Origin of the sequence: Chryseobacterium sp. YR221, assembly GCF_900176315.1 — a bacterium.
Taxonomy (GTDB): Bacteria; Bacteroidota; Bacteroidia; order Flavobacteriales; family Weeksellaceae; genus Chryseobacterium; species Chryseobacterium rhizosphaerae.
Genome location: NZ_FWXM01000007.1, coordinates 271144 through 290344 on the forward strand (window position 1 = coordinate 271144; position 19201 = coordinate 290344).

Genomic DNA, 19201 nt, shown 5'->3' on the forward strand with positions numbered 1-19201 from the left:
ACGCTATGAAAAAACTTTTATTAATCTTCATTTTTGCTGCCAATTTTGTATTGGGGCAGATGCCTGATATTTCGAATGTCTGGTTAAACAACAGTAAACCTTACATTGGAGTTATAGGAAGTAAAGCAAAAGAGCTGAAACTGAAAATTAATATTTCTGAACAGAATAAAAAGAATGATCAGGAATATTTTGTATCCGGGTATTCTCTTGTAGATACCAGCTATGCGAAATTTGAAGGGAAAATTACCATAACAAAATACAAAGATGCCAAGAGAAAAGGAACGGTATTCGGGGAATATGAATGGGTAGAAGAAAATAAAGGAAAACATTCGGGGGTGTTTAAAGGTAAATTTATTTATACTTTCAAATGGAATAAGAAAACAGAAAAGGTAGAAGGGCAGTATATTGAATTTGTGGGGGATTGGAAAAGCTATGATGGGAGCCTTGATTTTAAAACCAATCTGAAAAATCAATGAGTATCCTGAGACAAATACTGGCTGTTGTCGTAGGACTTATCGTGGGCTCTATCGGCATTGCCATTGTTGAGAATATAGGACATCAGCTATATCCACCTCCTGTAGGTACAGATCCCAATGATATGGAAGCTTTAAAGGAATATGTAGGGGAAGCACCCTTCATGGCTCTGTTCTTTATTATTATGGCATATGCTTTAGCTGCCTTTGTTTCAGGATTTACAACCACAAAAATTTCTAACAACGGAAAACATACTGCAGCAATAATCTGCGGAATCATTTTTTTACTGATCACCATTTATATGATGGCATCTTTACCTACTCCAATCTGGTTCTGGGTTTTAGGAATACTGGTCTGGATACTGGTAATGGCAGGGAGCCAATTAGCTTTAAAAACAAAAAAAATATGAAATTAGGAGCGTTCTCAATCAGCTTAAGTGTAAAAGACCTTCAAAAGTCTAAAGATTTTTATGAAAAACTGGGTTTTACAACAATGGCGGGAGGTACAGAACAGAATTACCTGATTCTGAAAAACGGATCTACACTGATAGGCCTTTTTCAGGCTATGTTTGACGGTAATATGCTTACCTTCAATCCGGGATGGGACCAAAATGCCCAGAATCTCGATTCTTTTGATGATGTACGAACCATACAGAAACATTTAAAAGAAAACGGAATAGAGATTGAAAGACCAGCGGATGAAACCACTTCAGGTCCGGAACATATCTACCTTAAAGATCCCGATGGAAATATGATCCTGATAGATCAGCACAGGTAGTTTTTGTGACTGAAAATATAAAAGCCTGAATCAAAAACTCATTAAAACTTAACTTATAAAAAAACAATCATGGCAACAGTAAACGTTTATTTAACATTCAATGGGAACTGCAGAGAAGCATTTGATTTCTATAAATCAGTTTTCGGAGGAGAATATCCTTATATCGGAACTTTTGGAGAAATGCCTCCGATGGAGGGAAAAGAAACCTCTGAGGAAGATAGAGATAAAATCATGCATGTGACCCTTCCTATTTCTAAAGAAACTGTATTGATGGGAAGTGATACCGGTGGAGACTGGGCTTCAAACTTTAAAGCAGGAAACAATTTTTCCATTTCTATCAATGCTGAATCTAAAGAAGAAGCTGATAAGCTATTCGCCGGTCTTTCTACAGGCGGTCAGGTAACAATGGCAATGGCTGATACTTTCTGGGGCGCTTATTTTGGAATGTTTAGTGATCAGTTCGGGATCAACTGGATGGTCAACTATGACGATCCTGCTAAAATGCAGCAGCATCCATAAACATGATATTCTGTATTTGAATACAACAATATACCGGCAGTCATACTGCCGGTTTTTTATTGGATAATAATTGGCATTCCAAAAATTTTTAAATTTGAACAGACAGAGACTTACGATCTGTTCGTTAAAAATTAAATAGATGAAATTCAGACTTGAAGACATTAAAACAGAGCATCAAAAGGTAAAGAGCGGTGCCGATTTTCCTCCCTATATCCAAGCCATAAAAAGGTTAGGCGTTTCCCATTATATCACTTACGTATCCGATGGGAATACCGAATATTTCGATACAGACCACCAGTCGATACAAACCGGAAGCCAATATCAGAACATCACCGTTTCAGAAAATATAAACCTTGAAAATTTTAAAAGGAGATTACAACTTCATCAGCAGGGAGGAACTGATTATATGACGTTTTGTAATGACTGTGCAGAGTATGGAGTGGAAGGCTGGAAAATGGACCTGAACGCCATGACCTGTACTTATTTCAGTGAAAATAATGATGAAGTCCTGGTAGAACGAATTCCGGGCTAAAGCTACCGCTTATTTGAAAGTGTCAGATTTAAAGGGGTTTAATATAAATCGGATGTAAATATTGTTTGCTATTATTGATTTAAATTATTAATTTTGTTAAAACGATAGATAATAGTAATTAATAAATATGAGAAAGGTTTTTACGAAGTTGGCATTCACTATATTAGGATTAGGATCGGTATTTACATTTGCACAGAAAAGTGACCTTGGAGCCTGGTATATGTATTTCGGAAATAATAAGATCAGCAAAAAACTGAACTTCCATAATGAGATCCAATACAGAAACTTTGATGGAATAGGAGATCTGGAGCAGCTTTTAATCCGTACGGGAATTGGATATGACCTTACTGAGAATAACAATAATGTTTTATTGGGATATGGTTTTATCCTAAGCCAGCCTTACGTAAACGGAGAGAAAAAAGAAAATATAGAACACAGGATTTTTCAGCAGTTCATTACGAAACAGAAGTTTGGACGTTTTAATCTTCAGCACCGTTACCGTTTGGAAGAACGTTTTCTGGAAGAAGATTTTAGAATGAGATTTCGTTATATGCTGGGAGTAACGATACCGATTACTCAAAAAGAAATGCTGCCGAAAACCCTTTATGCCTCTGTATATAATGAAATATTCCTCCACTTCAACAGTCCTGTCTTCGATAGAAACAGAGTCTACGGAGCCTTAGGATATGTCATCAATAAGAATATGAGGATAGAAGCAGGGTATATGAACCAGCTTCAGGAAAACAGAAACCGTGGACAGATTCAGATCGGTTTTTATAATAATATCCCGTTTACGAAAAATTAGCAATGACCCGATGATGCTGAATGCCCGATGAAAAAAAGTCATTATTGTAAGTAGATTAATTAACACAAAAAAAACATATATGCATTCAGGAAAAAGATTTGGAACACTTGAGTTCATTATTTGGACAAGGCGCAGTATTTACGTTTTAACCCTATTATCAGCCATTCCCACCTTATTGTATTTTTTGGGATGGAAATTTCTGTATGTTCCATGGCAACCTATTGCCATCATGGGAACGGCAGTTGCTTTTATTGTAGGATTCAAAAATAATGCAAGTTATAGCAGGCTTTGGGAAGCCAGACAGATTTATGGAGCTATCATTAATGACAGCCGCAGTTTTGGATATATTCTAAGAGATGCACTCTCTTCAAAAGATCCTCATAAAGTAAAAGAGATGTTTCTTCGTCATTATGCCTGGCTTACCGCTTTAAGGTTTCAGCTTCGTGAACCGAGAGCCTGGGAAAATATGAATACCGTACAGTTTGATGAATATTCAAGGAAATATGATGTCCCTGAAAAACTTTCCAAACTGGAGGATGAACTGAAAAACTATCTTTCGGAAACGGAACTTCAATACATTCTAAGCAAAAAGAATAGGGCAACACAATTGATGGCCAGCCAAAGCAGAGAACTTTCTGAAGCTTATGAAAAAGGAGAACTCAATGACTTTCAATGGACGCAGATCAACCAACAGCTGGTGAAGTTTACAGATAGCCAGGGAAAAGCAGAAAGAATTAAAAACTTTCCTTATCCACGGAATTTTTCATCCATTACCACCTATCTTTTGCTGTTGTTCATTGTTTTTGTTCCTTTCGGATTGCTGAAAGAGTTTGATAAATTGGGAGAAGGAACAACACTGGAAGGATGGACAGTCTGGTTTAATATTCCATTTTCATTATTGGTGACTTGGTGTTTCCATACTTTGGACAGTGTAGGGGAAGCCTCTGTAAACCCTTTTGAAGGAAGTCCGAATGATGTACCCATTACTCAGATCAGCCGTACCATTGAAATTGATATGAGAGATATGCTGGATGAATCTGACCTTCCACCCGCAATTCTTCCGAAGAATAATATTGTACTCTAGCGAATCTCCGGATTAATTATATTCAGGTAGATGTTTAAAAGAGTAAAAGGTTTTTCCACTTTTTATGGAGTAAAGAACTCCGATAGATGGGTAGAAAACTTTCCACTGAATAAAAAAATAACACTTAAAAAAACTAAATCAAAATGATTCACAGTTATGTTATTATATCTATTGCAGTACTGTTATCTGTAATGATATTAGTAATGATTGGGCAAAAGCTGAAAGTGGCTTATCCGATTTTTCTTGTGATTGCAGGGCTTCTAATAAGCCTTGTTCCGGGAATGCCGCGTATCGAAATAGAGCCCGATCTTGTTTTTCTTATATTTCTGCCTCCTATTTTATTTGAAGCTGCATGGTTTACCTCATGGCAGGATTTTCATAAATGGAGGAAACAGATCTTTTCTATGGCTTTCGGGCTTGTATTTTTAACATCCATAGTGGTTGCTTATCTTTCATCCTCCATTATCCCGGGGCTTACAGTCGCTATGGGATTCCTGTTGGGAGGAGTAAATTCACCACCTGATGCAGTGGCGGCTACTTCCGTATTGAAGCACATGAAAATCCCCAAAAAGATAACCAGTATCCTGGAAGGGGAGAGCCTTATCAATGATGCCTCCAGTTTAATTGTATTTAAATTTGCCTTAGCAGCAGTTATTTCAGGACAGTTTATCTGGAGAGATGCCGTGCAGGATTTCTTTACCATGGCCATCGGTGGGATTGCTATGGGAGTTGCTATAGGTTTTCTGTTTGGAGCCTTACTGAGGATCATACCTACCAATTCTAATATAGATACCGTTATTACTCTGATTGTTCCTTACATTATGTATGTAGGAGCGGAGCATTTCCATTTTTCAGGAGTCCTTTCGGTGGTTGCCGGAGGACTGTTAATGTCCTATAATTCACATTGCTACCTGAGCCATACCTCCCGGATCCAGTCCGGAAATGTCTGGAGTGTCCTGATATTTTTAATGAATACGATCATCTTCATCCTGATTGGCCTTGAGCTGCCGATTGTTGTGGAAGGGTTGACAGATTATACTTTTTCAGAAGGAATTTTCTATAGCGTTGTCATTGGTGGAGCGATTATCGGAACAAGAATACTTTACAGCTATGCCCTGATGTATTTCCCAAGGCTTTGTTCAAAAGAATTGAGATTAAAAGCTCCTAAGCCGGACTGGCGGGAACCTTTTATCATCAGTTTTGCCGCCATGAGAGGGGTGGTTTCATTGGCTGCAGCACTTTCTATTCCGGCCTTTCTTCCCAATGGAGAGGCATTCCCACACCGGAATATTATTTTATTCGTAACTTTCGTTATTATATTAATTACGTTGGTGGGACAGGGATTATTATTATCACCTATTCTGAAACTGCTGAATATAAAAGATGCAGGAAGTGAATTGCCTGAAGAAAAGCAGGAAGTGATTTTGATGCGAAAACTAAAGGAAACCGCACTGCATACCCTGGATAATGATTTTTCTGATCTTGCGGAGAGAAACAGTTTGGTAAGACACCAAAAACATAAGCTTGAAAATGAAATGATGCTGATGGCTGATAAAGCTCAGTGTATGGCTTCTACAGGTGATTATGTGACGGCAATCAACGAAAATAAAGATGTATTGCGCCAGGTGATCCAGGCGCAGAGAAATGAACTTCACAGGATGAAGAAGGAAAAAATATTTGATGACCATGTGATGAGAGCTATTGAAATGCAGCTGGATTTTGATGAAGCAAAGATTACCGGATTTTCACACTAATCATTGTATAACCTTTGAAGCTGACATAAATCTTAACTTTAACCTTATCTAATATGAGTACACCCATCGTTGTCCAATACAAAATAAATGCTCCGGCAGAAAAGGTCTGGCGTGCATTGACCGATCAAGACGAAATGAAATCCTGGTATTTCAATATCTCAGATTTTGAGCCGGAAGCAGGAAAGGTTTTTAATTTTTACGAACCCGGTGAAGCTAGAAAATATCACCATCAGTGTGAGATCTTAGAGATTATTCCTTCTCAAATATTGAAATACACCTGGGCGTATCCTGATTTTTCGCCACTGAAAACCGTGGTAACATGGGAATTGTTTTCTGAACAGAACGGAACTGTGGTTACATTGGTTCATGATGGTATTGACAATTTCAAAGATTTGGGAGAAGGTTTTTCAAGAGAAAGTTTTACGGAAGGCTGGAATGTGATTATTGGAGAAAGTTTAAAAGGATTTTTAGAAAATTAAAACGATGATTGACTTGTTTCCATTTACCATTGAAGATGCTTCAGAATTAATTTCAAAAGTAAAAGATGAAAGAATGCTTCTTCAGTTTGCCGGTCCTGCCTACCATTTTCCTTTAACTGAAAAACAGTTGGAAGCTGATCTTTTGGATGAAAACAGAACCTTATTTAAAATAATGGATGGGGATCATCATACCATTGGTCATGCACAGATCTGCATAAAAGAAAATACTTTTCTGTTGGGAAGAATTTTAATTTGGGATGAAAATAACAGAGGAAAAGGCTATGGCAAAAAAGTAGTACAAAAACTGCTGGAATACGGGTTTAGCCATTTTGATAAAGAAACCGCTGAACTTAATGTATATGACTGGAATAATGGAGCTATTGAATGTTACAGGAAAGTAGGTTTCGGGATTGATCCGGAAACCCAAAGTGAAGTGAATATAGATGGTGAAACATGGCTGTCTATTAATATGAAAATCAATAAGACAAATTTTGAATTACAGGAATCATGACAGAATTTACAGCACTGCGTCCGATCCTTTGGACAGAAAATATGGATGATACCATCGGGTTTTATATGAATATTCTGGGTTTTACATTAATGGGCAGAAATGATGAATGGCAATGGGCTTCTCTTCGTAAAGATGAGGTGTATATTATGATTTCCCAACCGAATAAGCATGAGAAAAACCATGGAATAGGCTTTACAGGCTCATTTTATTTTAATGTAAATAATGTGGATGAACTTTGGGAAGAACTTAATGTAAATGCAGAAATCTGCTACGAAATAGAAACTTTTGGTTGGGGAATGAGAGAATTTGCAATCTATGACAATAACGGTTATATATTACAATTTGGCGAACCTGTGGATAATGTTGGCAATACGGAATAAAATTTGCTATTTTTGGAGAAATATTTAGAATATCAATGAAAAAAAATATAATAGCAGGTTTCGCAGCGATTTTATTATTGGCATCTTGTAATAAGGATAAGGAGATCCTTAATACACTAAGCAACTATAATAATTCAATGGAAGCAAAGGGATATCATTTCGGTGATAAACTTGAACTTCCAAAAGAGGTGACGGAGAATGCAGAAAGTGTTACTATAAGCTTTGGAGATAAAGAAACCACAAATCTTGTTGTGGACCCGAAATTTTTCACATTGGGAGATAATGCGGTTACTTTCAATATTAAAACAAAAGGAGGAGAAGTACTCAACCAGGATGCTACCATCAATGTATTTGCAAAAACTCCTGAAAAAAATATTTCCTACCAGATTATCGCGGAATACCCTCACGATCCCAAGAATTTTGTTCAGGGCTTTCAGATCGAAGGAAATACAATTTATGAAAGTGACGGGCAGAACGGATCTTCACAGATTCTAAAATATACCCTGGGAACCACTACACCGCTTGCTTCTACAAAACAGGCTCCGGAAGATTTCTCTGAAGGAAGTACTATTGTGGGAGATAAAGTATATCAGCTGACATGGCAGAGCAAAAAAGGATATATCTATGATAAGAGTTCTTTAAAACTGCTTTCAGAATTTGCGTACCCTAATTTGTTCGGGGAAGGATGGGGATTAACCTATGATGGGAAAAACCTGATCGCATCAGACGGAAGCAAGCTTTTATATTTCCTTGATCCGGCTAATCCTTCAAAATTGATTAAGTATATTGCTGTAGCGGGAAGCTCTCAGGCATATGATCAGCTTAATGAGCTGGAATATCACAATGGATTTATCTATGCCAATGTATGGCAAAAACCAATCATTCTAAAGATCAACCCGGCTACCGGAGAAGTGGTAGGAACATTTGATTTTACAGATATTGCAAAACAGAATACCAAAGGAAGTGATGACGTATTGAACGGAATTGCTTTTAAAGGAGATAATATGCTGGTAACCGGTAAAAACTGGCCAAAAATTTATGAAGTTCAGGTGAAATAATTTCACAGATAAAGTATAAAAAATAGCGTTCCCATGGAGCGCTATTTTTATGTAAGGACTAAAATTTAGTATTTTTGAAAAATGATAAGACGAAATATATTAACCGGCCTGGCAGCAGTTCTTTTGCTGGTATCTTGTAATAATAATGAAAAAATGCTTGATTCCCTGGCTGATTATAATAATGCAAAGGAGGCAAAAGGGTATCATTTTGGCGATAAGCTGGATCTTCCAAAGGAAGTGACAGATCATGCAGAAAGCATCAGCATCAGCTTTGGAGATAAAGAAACAGCCAACCTTGTAGTAGACCCTCAGTTTTTCGGATTAGGAGATAATGAAGTGGTTTTTGTGATTAAGACTAAAAATGGAGAAACCCTGAACCAGGATGCAACCATTAATGTTTTTGCCAAAAATCCCGAACAAAATCTTTCATATACAATACTCGCAGACTATCCGCATGATCCTACTTTCTTTGTGGAAGGATTTCTTGCAGAAGGTAATACTATTTATGAAAGTGACGGATTAAAGGGAGCTTCCCAGCTGATAAAATATACACTGGGCTCCACAACACCGGCAATGGTGAAAAAGCAACCCGCCGATATTTTCTCTGAAGGCTGTGCAATTGTGGGTGATAAAATTTATCAGTTGACCTATCAGAATAAAATTGGTTTTGTTTACCATAAAAATACATTAGAGAAACTCTCAGAATTTCCTTTACCCAATGTGATCGGAGAAGGCTGGGGATTAACTTATGATGGGAAAAACCTTATTGCTACCGATGGTTCAAAGAATCTTTACTTTTTAGATACCGATAATCCTTCCAAAGTGGTGAAAACAGTTTCCGTAGCAGGAAATACGGAGACGTATGACAAATTAAATGAACTGGAATATCATCATGGTTTTATCTATGCCAATGTCTGGTTTAAACCTGTTATTCTGAAAATAAATCCGGAAACCGGAGAAGTTGTCGGAAAGTTTGATTTCACCCAAATCACCAAAGAAAATAATCAGGGTAATGAAGAAAATGTTTTAAATGGGATTGCTTTTAAAGGTGAAAATATGCTGGTGACAGGGAAAAACTGGCCTAAAATCTATGAGGTTGCCATAAAATAAATGACCATTGAAAACTTAATTTCAGGTTACAGAAAAAGTATGTAAATTGCCGATATTCCGACAAGGAAGATTATCTTTAATGCCATAAAATTTGAAGCCAGTATATTTATTATTGATTTTCGTTTTCTGCTCATCCGCAGCGCAGAAAGTTCTTCCTTTGGATACCCTGAAACTGAAGGAAGCTAAAGATATGCTTGCTGATGATTACGGAAACCTGTACATCTACAAAAGCAAGGATTTCAGCTTTACCAAATATGATTCATTAGGGAAGCAACTTGGAAAAATGATGCTTACCGTTCCCTATAAAGTACAAAACGTTCAAAATCCACTGAATGTTCCTCTGTTTTCAGAAAATGCTCAGGAAATGAAATTTGTCGATCAGAATATGAATGAGATCCAGCGGATAGATTTTAAGCAGAAATTCGGATTTATAAGAATGGCCTACGCTGAAGATTTACAGCAGCTATGGCTTCTGGATGACAGCACAAAACGGCTGATACAATATAATTTCAGAAATGATACGACTATCAATTCTTATCCTTTTGATATCAGTTTTGAGGATCTTACAGATATGCTGGTCTATGAAAATAAAATCTATATTTTAACCAGGAATCACATTAGAATTTATACGCCAAAATTTGAGAAAATTTTTGAAGCTCCCCTGGTGAACGGAAAAAGATTCAGGAGAGAGAATGATACTATTTTGGTGATCACCAATAATTCTATTTTAAAATATAGTCCCGAAAAAGGGATGACGACTGTTTTTGAAGATCCGGAAGCACAAATTGTGGATAAAAACATCCTCTCTTATTTTGAAATCAATGGGAACAAACTTTATCTTTACAGCCTTGAAAAAGTAAAGAAACCCAAACAGGAAAAACAACCGGAATCTCAGCCGGAAATTATTCAGGAATCTACAGGGAAACCAACAGAGAATTCTGAAAAAAAGCCAGATGAGACCCAGCCGGAAGGGAAATCGGACCATACTTTAGAGCAATTGGTAGAAGATGTCCGGGAGATTCAGACTGAAGGGGTAGAAAGACTTACCAATTAATCAGCAAATACAAAAGGAAAAAATATGCATATTGCAGTTACAGGAAACATTGGAGCAGGAAAAACAACCCTCACTACAATGCTTTCCAAGCATTACGGATGGGATGCACAATTTGAAGACGTAGATCATAACCCTTATCTGGAAGATTTTTATTCGGATATGAGCAAATGGAGTTTTGCCCTTCAGGTATACTTCCTGGGAAGCAGATTCCGCCAGGTAAAGGAGATCAGAGAAAGTGGAAAGAATATTATTCAGGACCGTACCATCTATGAAGATGCTCACATTTTTGCGGAAAACCTGAATGATATGAAACTTCTTTCTGATAGGGATTTCAATAACTATTCGTCGGTTTTTGATTTAATGAAGAGTTTTGTATCTGCACCGGACCTGTTAATTTATTTAAAATCTGATGTACCCAATCTTGTCAAGAAAATCTATAAAAGAGGACGTGAATATGAAGCATCCATCAGCATAGAATATCTTTCAAAGCTTAATCAGAAGTATGAAAAATGGATCTCCAATTATACAGAAGGGAAACTGCTGATCATTGAAGTTGATGACCTTGATTTTGTAGAGAAACCGGAAGATTTTGGACTTATTCTTGAGAAAATTGAAGCTGAATTACACGGGCTGTTTTAACAAATATTTACCAGACCATTAAGAGAAGATCCGTCAGATTCTTACTAAATTTGTAAGAAAGCAAGTTTAATTTTAAATAAAATAGAAGATGTTAGTTAAGGTTTTACATAACGGGAACTGTTCGAAATCAAATGCTGTATTAGAGTATCTTGATGAAAATGGGGTAGCTTTTGAAATTATCAATATTGTTGAAGATCCGCTGAGTGTTCTGGAAATAAAAACAGTATTGAAAAAACTTAATCAAAGTGTTTTTCATATTATCCGTAAAACAGAAAAACTTTATATCGAAAATTATGCAGATAAAAACCTTTCTGAAGAAGAATGGATCAAAATTTTATCTGAAAACCCATCTCTGATACAGAGACCTATTCTTGTGAAAGGTTCTGTAGCCATGCTGGGGAGACCTATTGACAACGTGAAATTTTTTATTGAAAAATAATAAATAAAGACCCAATAAAAAGAGGCTGTTTCCATATGAAACAGCCTCTTTTTTTATGTTCCCTGACGTTCAAGGGGTGCTCTTCAAATAATAAGTAATAGGCAATTTTAAATGCTCCGTTCAGTATTCTGTAAGGATCCTAGGCTTTATTTTTAAGATGATGTATTGAGATCCGTATGGATGAAGTTTTGTCAGATAGAGTAAAATATTCCGGGATAATTTGCTTACTGAAAAGTAGCTGTGAATGGCGTATAAAAAACCCGGCTGGCCTATTCATAGGCCAGCCGGGTTTATAACCACAAATGTATTTTGTGACTAAAGTTTTTTATAGCAGGATAACCCCTTCTATTTTGGCTACTTCCTGATAAATAGTCACCACCTGATTTGCATCCAAAACAAATGCACTGATATTACAGGCTGTGTATTTTCCATTTTTACTTTCACGGTTTCCCAGAGTAAATTTAATACCATCAAAAACCTTGTATATTTCGGTAAGCTTTGCCTGGTCTGTAGGGATAATAAATTTAAATAAATAATCCTCCGGAAAATCATGATGATCCTCCAGTTTTTCCTTTAAAGATTTGTAAAAATCCTCAGGATTTGCGTGTTGATTTCCTTGTAATATATCCATCTGCAAGTATTAATATAATATAAATATAACGAAATTTCCCTTATTTCCCAAATGGTCCCAGCAGGGCTTTGGAGTTCTGGTTCTCGTAGTCTTCGATAATGTTGAATATTCCATTGACAAGCTGCTCAGAAGCAAGCTGGCTCAGTCCCCCTGCATTAACTGTGTTGTTGTTACCTCCTAAAAGATTCCCCAGAAAGTTACTGCCCGATAGAGCCGTATTGATGGTTTTAACGATTCCGTATTCGTTCAGTTTTTCATCTACTTTTGGAGCAATAGCAGCAATAAGCTGCTGAGATGTTTTTTCCTTCAGGATTTGTGTAGCGGTTGTTCCCTGAATGATTCTGGTTACATCCTGTGCATTCAAACTATTGACAGCACCCTGTAAGATCGGTTTGGAGGTGTTTACCGTATAAGCGGCAGCCTGGGCAATGAAATCTCTTTCTTTAGCCACCAATGACGGTGCTACCTTTTCAAGCATAGAATTGATGTCCCTCAGCTCCTTAGGAAGAGCTTTATCCACCATATTATTCTGTAGGAAAGCTTCTTTATTGGCATAAACACCCATTCCTTTGTCTATTCCGTTGAGAAGCATTCTTTTGATAATAGAAAGTCCCATATCAGAGGTCGCCAGCGTTGTACAGGATTGTACGGTAGTGCTAATAACTGCTCCGGTTCCAATAATGAGAGCGGCAGCAACAATATATTTTTTCATTGATCCTTTTTGTTGGTTTTTCAAAAACTGCACCAAAGGTAGATACTATTATCATATTAACAAAATATTAAATTCAGGACTGCATTTGGTGAATTATATCTTAAAAACCATGTTTTTGCAATTAATAATATGATGATGTATTGACAAATATTCTGATCTTAAATTCATAAAATTAAACCGTTTATCTGTTTTTGTGTAAAATTATGTAATTTTTTTTCAATTTTTAAGATAAATTAACATTGTTCGTTTTTTTTTATATTTTTGGCTAATGTCTTTTTTTGAGAAATTGAATTGCTGTCAAATAGGGACATTCACAAAATTTGATTGTACGAATAAAATTGAAACTATATGAAACAAGGTAATTTAAAGTATTCATGCCTTATCGCAGTTCTGTACTTTGGTATGAACGTGGATGCGCAGGTTACAAAGGATTCTGCTAAAGTCCAGAAAATTGATGAGGTCGTAATGATTGGATATGGTAGCCGTAAAAAGGTAGATAATACAACATCCATCAGTTCCATCAGTGCCGAAGAAGTAACAAAGACTAAAGTTTTAAATGCCTCCCAAGCTATTCAGGGTAAAGCTGCGGGGGTACAGATTACAGCTTCCGATATGCCGGGATCTACACCTTCTGTATTGATCAGAGGTCTGGGAACGGTAACCGGAGGAAGATCACCGCTTTATGTAGTTGATGGAATGTTTTTAGAGAATATCAATAATATTAACTCTAATGATATCCTTACCTATGATATCCTGAAAGATGCAGCAGCCTTAGCCATCTATGGTAACAGAGCCGCTAATGGGGTAATCATTATTACCACAAAAACCGGAAAAGGAAAACTAAGTGTTTCTTATGATGGGTTAATAGGAATAAGAACTCCATTGAAAACTGTGAAAATGGCTAATTCTTCAGAGTTTGCCACCTATAATAACGCAGCGTTGGGAATCAACAGATTTTCTACAGACCAACCGGTAAATACAGATTGGTTTAAAGAAATTACAAGGACAGGAGTTTATAATCAGCATAATCTTTCTGTTTCAGGTTCCTCAGAAGCCGTAAAATATTTCTTCAGTTTAAGTAATTATGACGAACAGTCTATTCTGAGAGGTACAGATTATAACCGTGCCACCATCAGATCCAATAACGAGTTTAAAATTGCTAAAGGGATTACGTTACAGCAAAATTTCAGTGTAGCTTTTACAAAAACGACTCCGAAACCGTTTAATGCTTTTACAACAGCCTATAAACAATCTCCAATGGTTCCTGTTTACTATCCGTCAGGACAGTTTGGAATGCCTTACGTAAACACTTCCACAGGTCTTGTAGATTATACAGGGAATAAATTTAATGATGTCACCAACCCGGTAAGCCAGCTATTGCTGAATAATGAACAAAACAAAAATACATTATTACAGGGAGGATTGAAATTGGATATTGATATCCTTAAGGGACTGAAGTTTACCTCTCAGTTTAATGGCGAATATTCTAATTATAAAGCCTATAATTTCAGAGATGAAGTGGCGATATGGCTTGCCGAAGACCCTACAAGAACAGCAGCAGGGTTCTCCAATACCAATCCTTACAATACCCTGGAGAATACAAGAGAAGATTACTACAACTGGTCTTTAACGAACTATTTAACTTATAATAAAAAATTCGGGGTTCATGATCTTGAAGCAACCATTGGTACGGAAACAACCGTAAGAAACGGTATCGATCAGCTGATTGTAAAAAGAAAGAACCTGCTTTTAAATGATCAGAATTACTGGAACATTAAGGATACGAACTATGTAAATAATGTTCAGACCCTTAATGCTGTAAAATACGATAGAAATACTACCGTTTCCTATTTTGCCAGAGCACAGTATAAACTTATGAATCGTTATTTATTGAGTGCTACGGTAAGACGTGACGGATCTTCACAGTTTGCAGCCGGACAAAAATGGGGAACTTTCCCGTCATTCGGAGCAGGTTGGATCATTTCTGAAGAAGATTTCATGAAAGACAGCTTCTTTGATCTTTTAAAACTAAGAGGAGGCTGGGGTAAATTAGGTAACCAGAGAGTTCCTCTGAACTATCTTCCGCTAAACTCAGGTACGTCTTATAACTATGGATATGGAAATGCAAATCCTGTAAGTAATGGTATCACGGTAAACAAAGGTTTTGACCCTGTTTTAGGATGGGAGGTTACCGAAGAATCTTCTGCCGGATTGGATTTTGGATTATTCAACAAAAGATTAACGGGTAGCATTGATGCTTATAACAGAGAAACCAATAACCTTATTTTAGGAATTACCAATTACACGACTTCCGGTCAGTCAGAAACCTATTACTCTCACGTAGGGGCTGTAAGAAACAGAGGGATGGAATTCTCACTGAACTGGGCTGATAAAGTAGGAGATGACTGGTCATACTCTTTAGGAGCCAATTACTCCTTCAATCAAAATGAGCTTACCAGAGTGGATACGCAAAAGAATATTGCTCAGTTGAGTGGTGGAGATCTGGGGAATGGACAATGGGTAAAACTATTCAACGGTTCTACAGTAGGACATGCATTGGGAAGCTTCTATTTATGGGAGTATGATGGAGTAGATGCGAGTGGAAATATGAAATACAAAGACCTTAACGGAAATGGTGTTACAGGAAGTGCTGATGCCGGAGACAGAAAATATTTCGATTCTTATATTCCGAAATCTACACTGGGGATCAACGTATCCTTAAGCTATAAAAACTGGGATTTTGCAGCCAATGGATATGGAGCGTTTGGATTTAAAGTATATAACGGTAAGAAAGCACAGCGAGGAAACAGTATTAATATTGAATCTTCAGTAGCACAGGATTACTGGAGCCCATCTAACTCTAATTCATACAATCCTAAACCTTATACAGATAATCCTATTGCTTCTACCTATTTCTTAGAAGACGGAGATTATTTCAGAATTAATAATATATCAATCGGATATACCGTAAAAGATATTGTAGACTATGTAAGATCTGTGAAGTTTTATGTAAGTGCTATCAACCCGGTAGTATGGCAGAAATATACGGGATATTCCACAGAATTGTCAGGATATAACCCTACGGATGCGAAAACAGAAGGAGATCCTTATAAAATGGCAGGGGTAGAATTGAATGCATACCCTACGTTAAGATCTTTTGTATTTGGTGTAAACATAAACTTTTAGAAAAAATGAAAAGAAATAAAATCATATTAGTCTCTTTAATGTTATTGGGTTCAGTAGCTGCTGTACAAAGCTGTAGCGATGAATTTATCGATGTGAAACCATCAGAGTCAATGACAATTGATGATCTTGAAAAATTTAATAATGACAATGGGGCCACTTATTTTGTAAATTCTATCTATGCCAAATTCTTAGATTGGAATATGAGTACGTTTGCCTGGATAGGAGTAACGTCCATTATCTCTGATGATGCTGATAAAGGATCATCGGAAGGAGATACAGGATCAGATAAAAATCTTCTGGATGCCATCAATATTACCGCAACCACCCCTTCTTTTAAAGAGCTTTTTGCTTCTAATTATCAGGGAATAAACAGATGTAACCAAGCCTTACAGTATATTCCAAAACTGGATAAGGCTAATCCTGAATTACGTAAAAGATTAATGGGAGAAGCTAAGTTCCTGAGAGCTTTTATGTACTTTACCCTGGTAAAATCTTTTGGAGGAGTTCCTTTAGTAGACCGTGTTCCGGTTCTTGGAAATGAAGAAGATAAAAAAATGCAGCTTACAAGAGTAAGCAAAGAAGAGATCTATGCATTTATTGAAAAAGACTTAAAAGATGCTGTAGAAGCGCTTCCTAATAAGTCTGCATATGGAGCTACTGATGTTGGAAGAGCTTCAATAGGGGCAGCTCACGCATTATTGGCTAAAGTATATCTTTACCAGAAGAAATGGCAGCTGGCAGCAGAACAGTGCGATTTGGTGACCGGATATTCATTGACTCCTAATTTTATTGATATTTATAAAGTTTCAGGAGAGAATAATGCAGAATCTATCTTTGAAATCCAGGGGTCAGGAAGTGATGCCGGAAGAGCCATCCAGCAGTACAGTAAAGTACAGGGAGTTCGTGGTTCCGGAGGCTGGGGCTGGGGATTTGCAACCCCTACACAAGGCTTGTATGATGCTTACACAGCAGAAGGAGATACAGAAAGAAGAGATGCAACGATCATTCACAGAGATATGACGTTATATGACGGAAGATACATTCCTAATACCGTAGAAAATAAATTCTATAATTATAAGGCATACTCATCAGCATTCTATGACAAAGATGCTACAGATACCAATATCCGTTATCTTAGATATGCAGAAGTTTTGTTGATCAAGGCAGAAGCACTTAATGAATTGGGGCAAACCAGTGTGGCAATTCCATTATTGAATCAGGTGAGAAAAAGAGCTAAAATTGCTGAAACAACGGCTACCACTCAGGCAGACGTAAGAGTGGCTATCTGGAAGGAAAGAAGACTGGAATTGGCTTTCGAACATGACAGATGGTTTGACCTTGTAAGAACAGGGCAGGCACAGGCAGCCATGGCAGCAGACGGCAATAAGAAATTCGTTGTTGGAAAACATGAATTATTCCCACTTCCTTATGAGTTTCTCATGGAAGCCGGAGGATTATCTCAGCAAAACCCGAATTACTAAAATACATACATAAACAAGAGGAGAGTGAAAATTCTCCTCTCATTTTATAAACCAGTAAACCATTTACCAATGAAAAGGATCGTAGTATCAGTTGCAGTAACCTCCCTGTTTTTTGCGTATTCATGCAAAAATATTCAGGTTTCCAAACAGGAAGCTTCTCAGGATAAAATAGTGAAAAGCACTATTACAGATGAACAGTTGATGGATAAAGTACAGAAAGATGCTCTTACCTACTTCTGGGATTATGCAGAACCCAATTCAATGTTGGGCAGAGAGCGTTATCACGAAGATAATATCTATCCGGATAATGATAAACATGTCATTACCACCGGTGGCTCAGGATTTGGATTGGCTACCATTCTGGTTGGAGTAGAAAGAGGATTTGTTCCCAGAAAAGAAGCCGTAAAAAGACTTTCCCATATGATGGATTTTCTGGCAAAGGCAGACCGTCATAAAGGTGCATGGTCACATTGGATCAATGGTGAAACAGGGAAGACCGTGCCTTTTGGTAAAAAAGATAATGGAGGCGATCTGGTAGAAACAGCATTTCTTACCTCAGGGATACTGATGACCCGTGAATATTTTAAAAATGGAAATGCCGAGGAAAAAGCTTTAGCAGCAAAATGCGACGAGCTTTGGAAAGGAATTCAGTGGAACTGGTATACCAAAGGAGGCGAAAAAGTATTGTACTGGCATTGGTCTCCTGAATATCAGTGGGACATGAATTTCCCTCTGGAAGGGTATAATGAATGCTTAATTACCTATATCCTGGCAGCCTCTTCACCTACCTACGCCATTGATGCAGAAACCTACTATAAAGGCTGGACCAGAAACGGAACCTACCTTACCGACAAAACAAAATACGGATTACCACTCTACGTAAAACATAATTACGCAGAAGAATATGGTGGACCGCTTTTTTGGTCGCAATATTCCTATATAGGACTTGATCCAACCGGATTATCTGATAAACTGATCAAAAACTATTTTGATTTAAATAAAAACCAAACCCTTATTGATTACAAATATTGTGTGGAAAATCCGAAGCAATGGAAAGGGTATGGGCCCAATTATTGGGGGCTGACAGCTGGTTATACCAGAAATGAAGATGGAAGTGCAGGCTACACTGCACATATGCCTACCAATGATAACGGAGTGATCACCCCTACAGCCGCTTTAAGCAGTTTCCCATACACCCCGAAAGAATCCATGAATTTTCTAAGGTTTATATACACTCAAAAACCAGAATTTATTGGAAGTGCCGGGCCTTATGATGCTACTTCTATTCATTATAACAATTGGTCTACCCCAAGGTACCTGGCAATTGATCAGGGTACTATAGCTCCAATGATAGAAAACTACAGATCAGGATTCCTTTGGAAACTGTTCATGAATGCTCCGGAAATTCAGCAGGGATTAAAAAAATTAAGTTTTCAGTCCCCGAAATACGGAATAAAATAGATACCTTTCAATCAGCCACAAATGCAGGATCATTGTGCACTCGTGGCTGATTAAAATTGATAGAAATGGGCTTTAGCCCGTGTATATAAATAAAAAGCCAATCCAATGGCTTAAG

21 protein-coding genes are annotated in these 19201 nt (G+C 37.2%); 19 read left to right on the forward strand and 2 right to left on the reverse strand.

All coding sequences use genetic code 11. The features are described from left to right. The first annotated feature begins 5 nt into the window (after positions 1–5). From B8967_RS19935 to B8967_RS20010, 16 genes are all read left to right on the forward strand, one after another. Positions 6–476, forward strand: coding sequence for a hypothetical protein (locus tag B8967_RS19935; protein WP_084087476.1), 471 nt, complete (start codon positions 6–8; stop codon positions 474–476). After that, on the forward strand, positions 473–883 hold the full coding sequence (locus B8967_RS19940) for a hypothetical protein (RefSeq protein WP_084087477.1): 411 nt from the start codon (positions 473–475) through the stop codon (positions 881–883). Before B8967_RS19935 ends, B8967_RS19940 begins: the two co-directional genes overlap by 4 nt. Next, positions 880–1251 (forward strand): VOC family protein, encoded by a 372-nt coding sequence (locus B8967_RS19945; protein WP_047486220.1) that lies wholly within the window; start codon positions 880–882, stop codon positions 1249–1251. Before B8967_RS19940 ends, B8967_RS19945 begins: the two co-directional genes overlap by 4 nt. 69 nt (positions 1252–1320) lie before the next feature. Then, a complete protein-coding gene (locus B8967_RS19950; RefSeq protein WP_084087479.1) occupies positions 1321–1770 on the forward strand; it encodes a VOC family protein in 450 nt (149 codons plus the stop codon). A gap of 139 nt (positions 1771–1909) precedes the next feature. Then, positions 1910–2302, forward strand: a complete 393-nt coding sequence (locus B8967_RS19955) for a DUF1398 domain-containing protein (RefSeq protein WP_084087481.1) — start codon at positions 1910–1912, stop codon at positions 2300–2302. A 127-nt stretch (positions 2303–2429) separates the two neighbouring features. Next, positions 2430–3107, forward strand: a complete 678-nt coding sequence (locus B8967_RS19960; RefSeq protein ID WP_081988917.1) for a DUF2490 domain-containing protein — start codon at positions 2430–2432, stop codon at positions 3105–3107. Positions 3108–3186: 79 nt separating this feature from the next. Further along, positions 3187–4191, forward strand: coding sequence for a bestrophin family protein (locus B8967_RS19965; RefSeq protein ID WP_084087482.1), 1005 nt, complete (start codon positions 3187–3189; stop codon positions 4189–4191). A gap of 143 nt (positions 4192–4334) precedes the next feature. Beyond that, positions 4335–5945, forward strand: a complete 1611-nt coding sequence (locus B8967_RS19970) for a Na+/H+ antiporter (RefSeq protein WP_084087484.1) — start codon at positions 4335–4337, stop codon at positions 5943–5945. 53 nt (positions 5946–5998) lie between these two features. Beyond that, positions 5999–6424, forward strand: a complete 426-nt coding sequence (locus B8967_RS19975) for an SRPBCC family protein (protein ID WP_084087486.1) — start codon at positions 5999–6001, stop codon at positions 6422–6424. Positions 6425–6428: 4 nt separating this feature from the next. Continuing rightward, positions 6429–6935, forward strand: a complete 507-nt coding sequence (locus tag B8967_RS19980; protein ID WP_084087488.1) for a GNAT family N-acetyltransferase — start codon at positions 6429–6431, stop codon at positions 6933–6935. Next, a complete protein-coding gene (locus tag B8967_RS19985) occupies positions 6932–7315 on the forward strand; it encodes a VOC family protein (protein ID WP_047486208.1) in 384 nt (127 codons plus the stop codon). The genes B8967_RS19980 and B8967_RS19985 overlap by 4 nt, the downstream gene beginning before the upstream one ends. A 35-nt stretch (positions 7316–7350) precedes the next feature. Then, on the forward strand, positions 7351–8373 hold the full coding sequence (locus B8967_RS19990; RefSeq protein WP_047486206.1) for a glutaminyl-peptide cyclotransferase: 1023 nt from the start codon (positions 7351–7353) through the stop codon (positions 8371–8373). A gap of 84 nt (positions 8374–8457) precedes the next feature. Continuing rightward, positions 8458–9483, forward strand: a complete 1026-nt coding sequence (locus B8967_RS19995; RefSeq protein WP_084087521.1) for a glutaminyl-peptide cyclotransferase — start codon at positions 8458–8460, stop codon at positions 9481–9483. Between the two features lie 91 nt (positions 9484–9574). Further along, positions 9575–10537, forward strand: a complete 963-nt coding sequence (locus tag B8967_RS20000) for a hypothetical protein (protein WP_228406267.1) — start codon at positions 9575–9577, stop codon at positions 10535–10537. A 24-nt stretch (positions 10538–10561) separates the two neighbouring features. Then, positions 10562–11176, forward strand: a complete 615-nt coding sequence (locus B8967_RS20005; protein WP_047486201.1) for a deoxynucleoside kinase — start codon at positions 10562–10564, stop codon at positions 11174–11176. Positions 11177–11264: 88 nt separating this feature from the next. Then, on the forward strand, positions 11265–11615 hold the full coding sequence (locus tag B8967_RS20010; RefSeq protein ID WP_047486199.1) for an ArsC/Spx/MgsR family protein: 351 nt from the start codon (positions 11265–11267) through the stop codon (positions 11613–11615). A gap of 325 nt (positions 11616–11940) precedes the next feature. Here the strand turns inward: B8967_RS20010 and B8967_RS20015 are convergent, their stop codons facing one another. After that, the gene (locus B8967_RS20015) at positions 11941–12246 is read right to left on the reverse strand and encodes a DUF493 family protein (protein ID WP_047486197.1); all 306 of its coding nucleotides are present in this window, start codon (positions 12244–12246) and stop codon (positions 11941–11943) included. A 40-nt stretch (positions 12247–12286) separates the two neighbouring features. Continuing rightward, on the reverse strand, positions 12287–12958 hold the full coding sequence (locus B8967_RS20020; RefSeq protein ID WP_047486195.1) for a DUF4197 family protein: 672 nt from the start codon (positions 12956–12958) through the stop codon (positions 12287–12289). 348 nt (positions 12959–13306) lie between these two features. Here B8967_RS20020 and B8967_RS20025 point away from each other — a divergent pair, with 348 nt between their 5' ends. From B8967_RS20025 to B8967_RS20035, 3 genes are all read left to right on the forward strand, one after another. After that, positions 13307–16144: a SusC/RagA family TonB-linked outer membrane protein gene (locus B8967_RS20025; protein ID WP_084087492.1), complete on the forward strand. Its 2838-nt coding sequence runs from the start codon at positions 13307–13309 to the stop codon at positions 16142–16144. A gap of 5 nt (positions 16145–16149) precedes the next feature. Further along, on the forward strand, positions 16150–17625 hold the full coding sequence (locus B8967_RS20030; RefSeq protein WP_084087493.1) for a RagB/SusD family nutrient uptake outer membrane protein: 1476 nt from the start codon (positions 16150–16152) through the stop codon (positions 17623–17625). A 69-nt stretch (positions 17626–17694) separates the two neighbouring features. Continuing rightward, the gene (locus B8967_RS20035) at positions 17695–19086 is read left to right on the forward strand and encodes a glucoamylase family protein (protein ID WP_084087495.1); all 1392 of its coding nucleotides are present in this window, start codon (positions 17695–17697) and stop codon (positions 19084–19086) included. Positions 19087–19201: the final 115 nt, after the last annotated feature.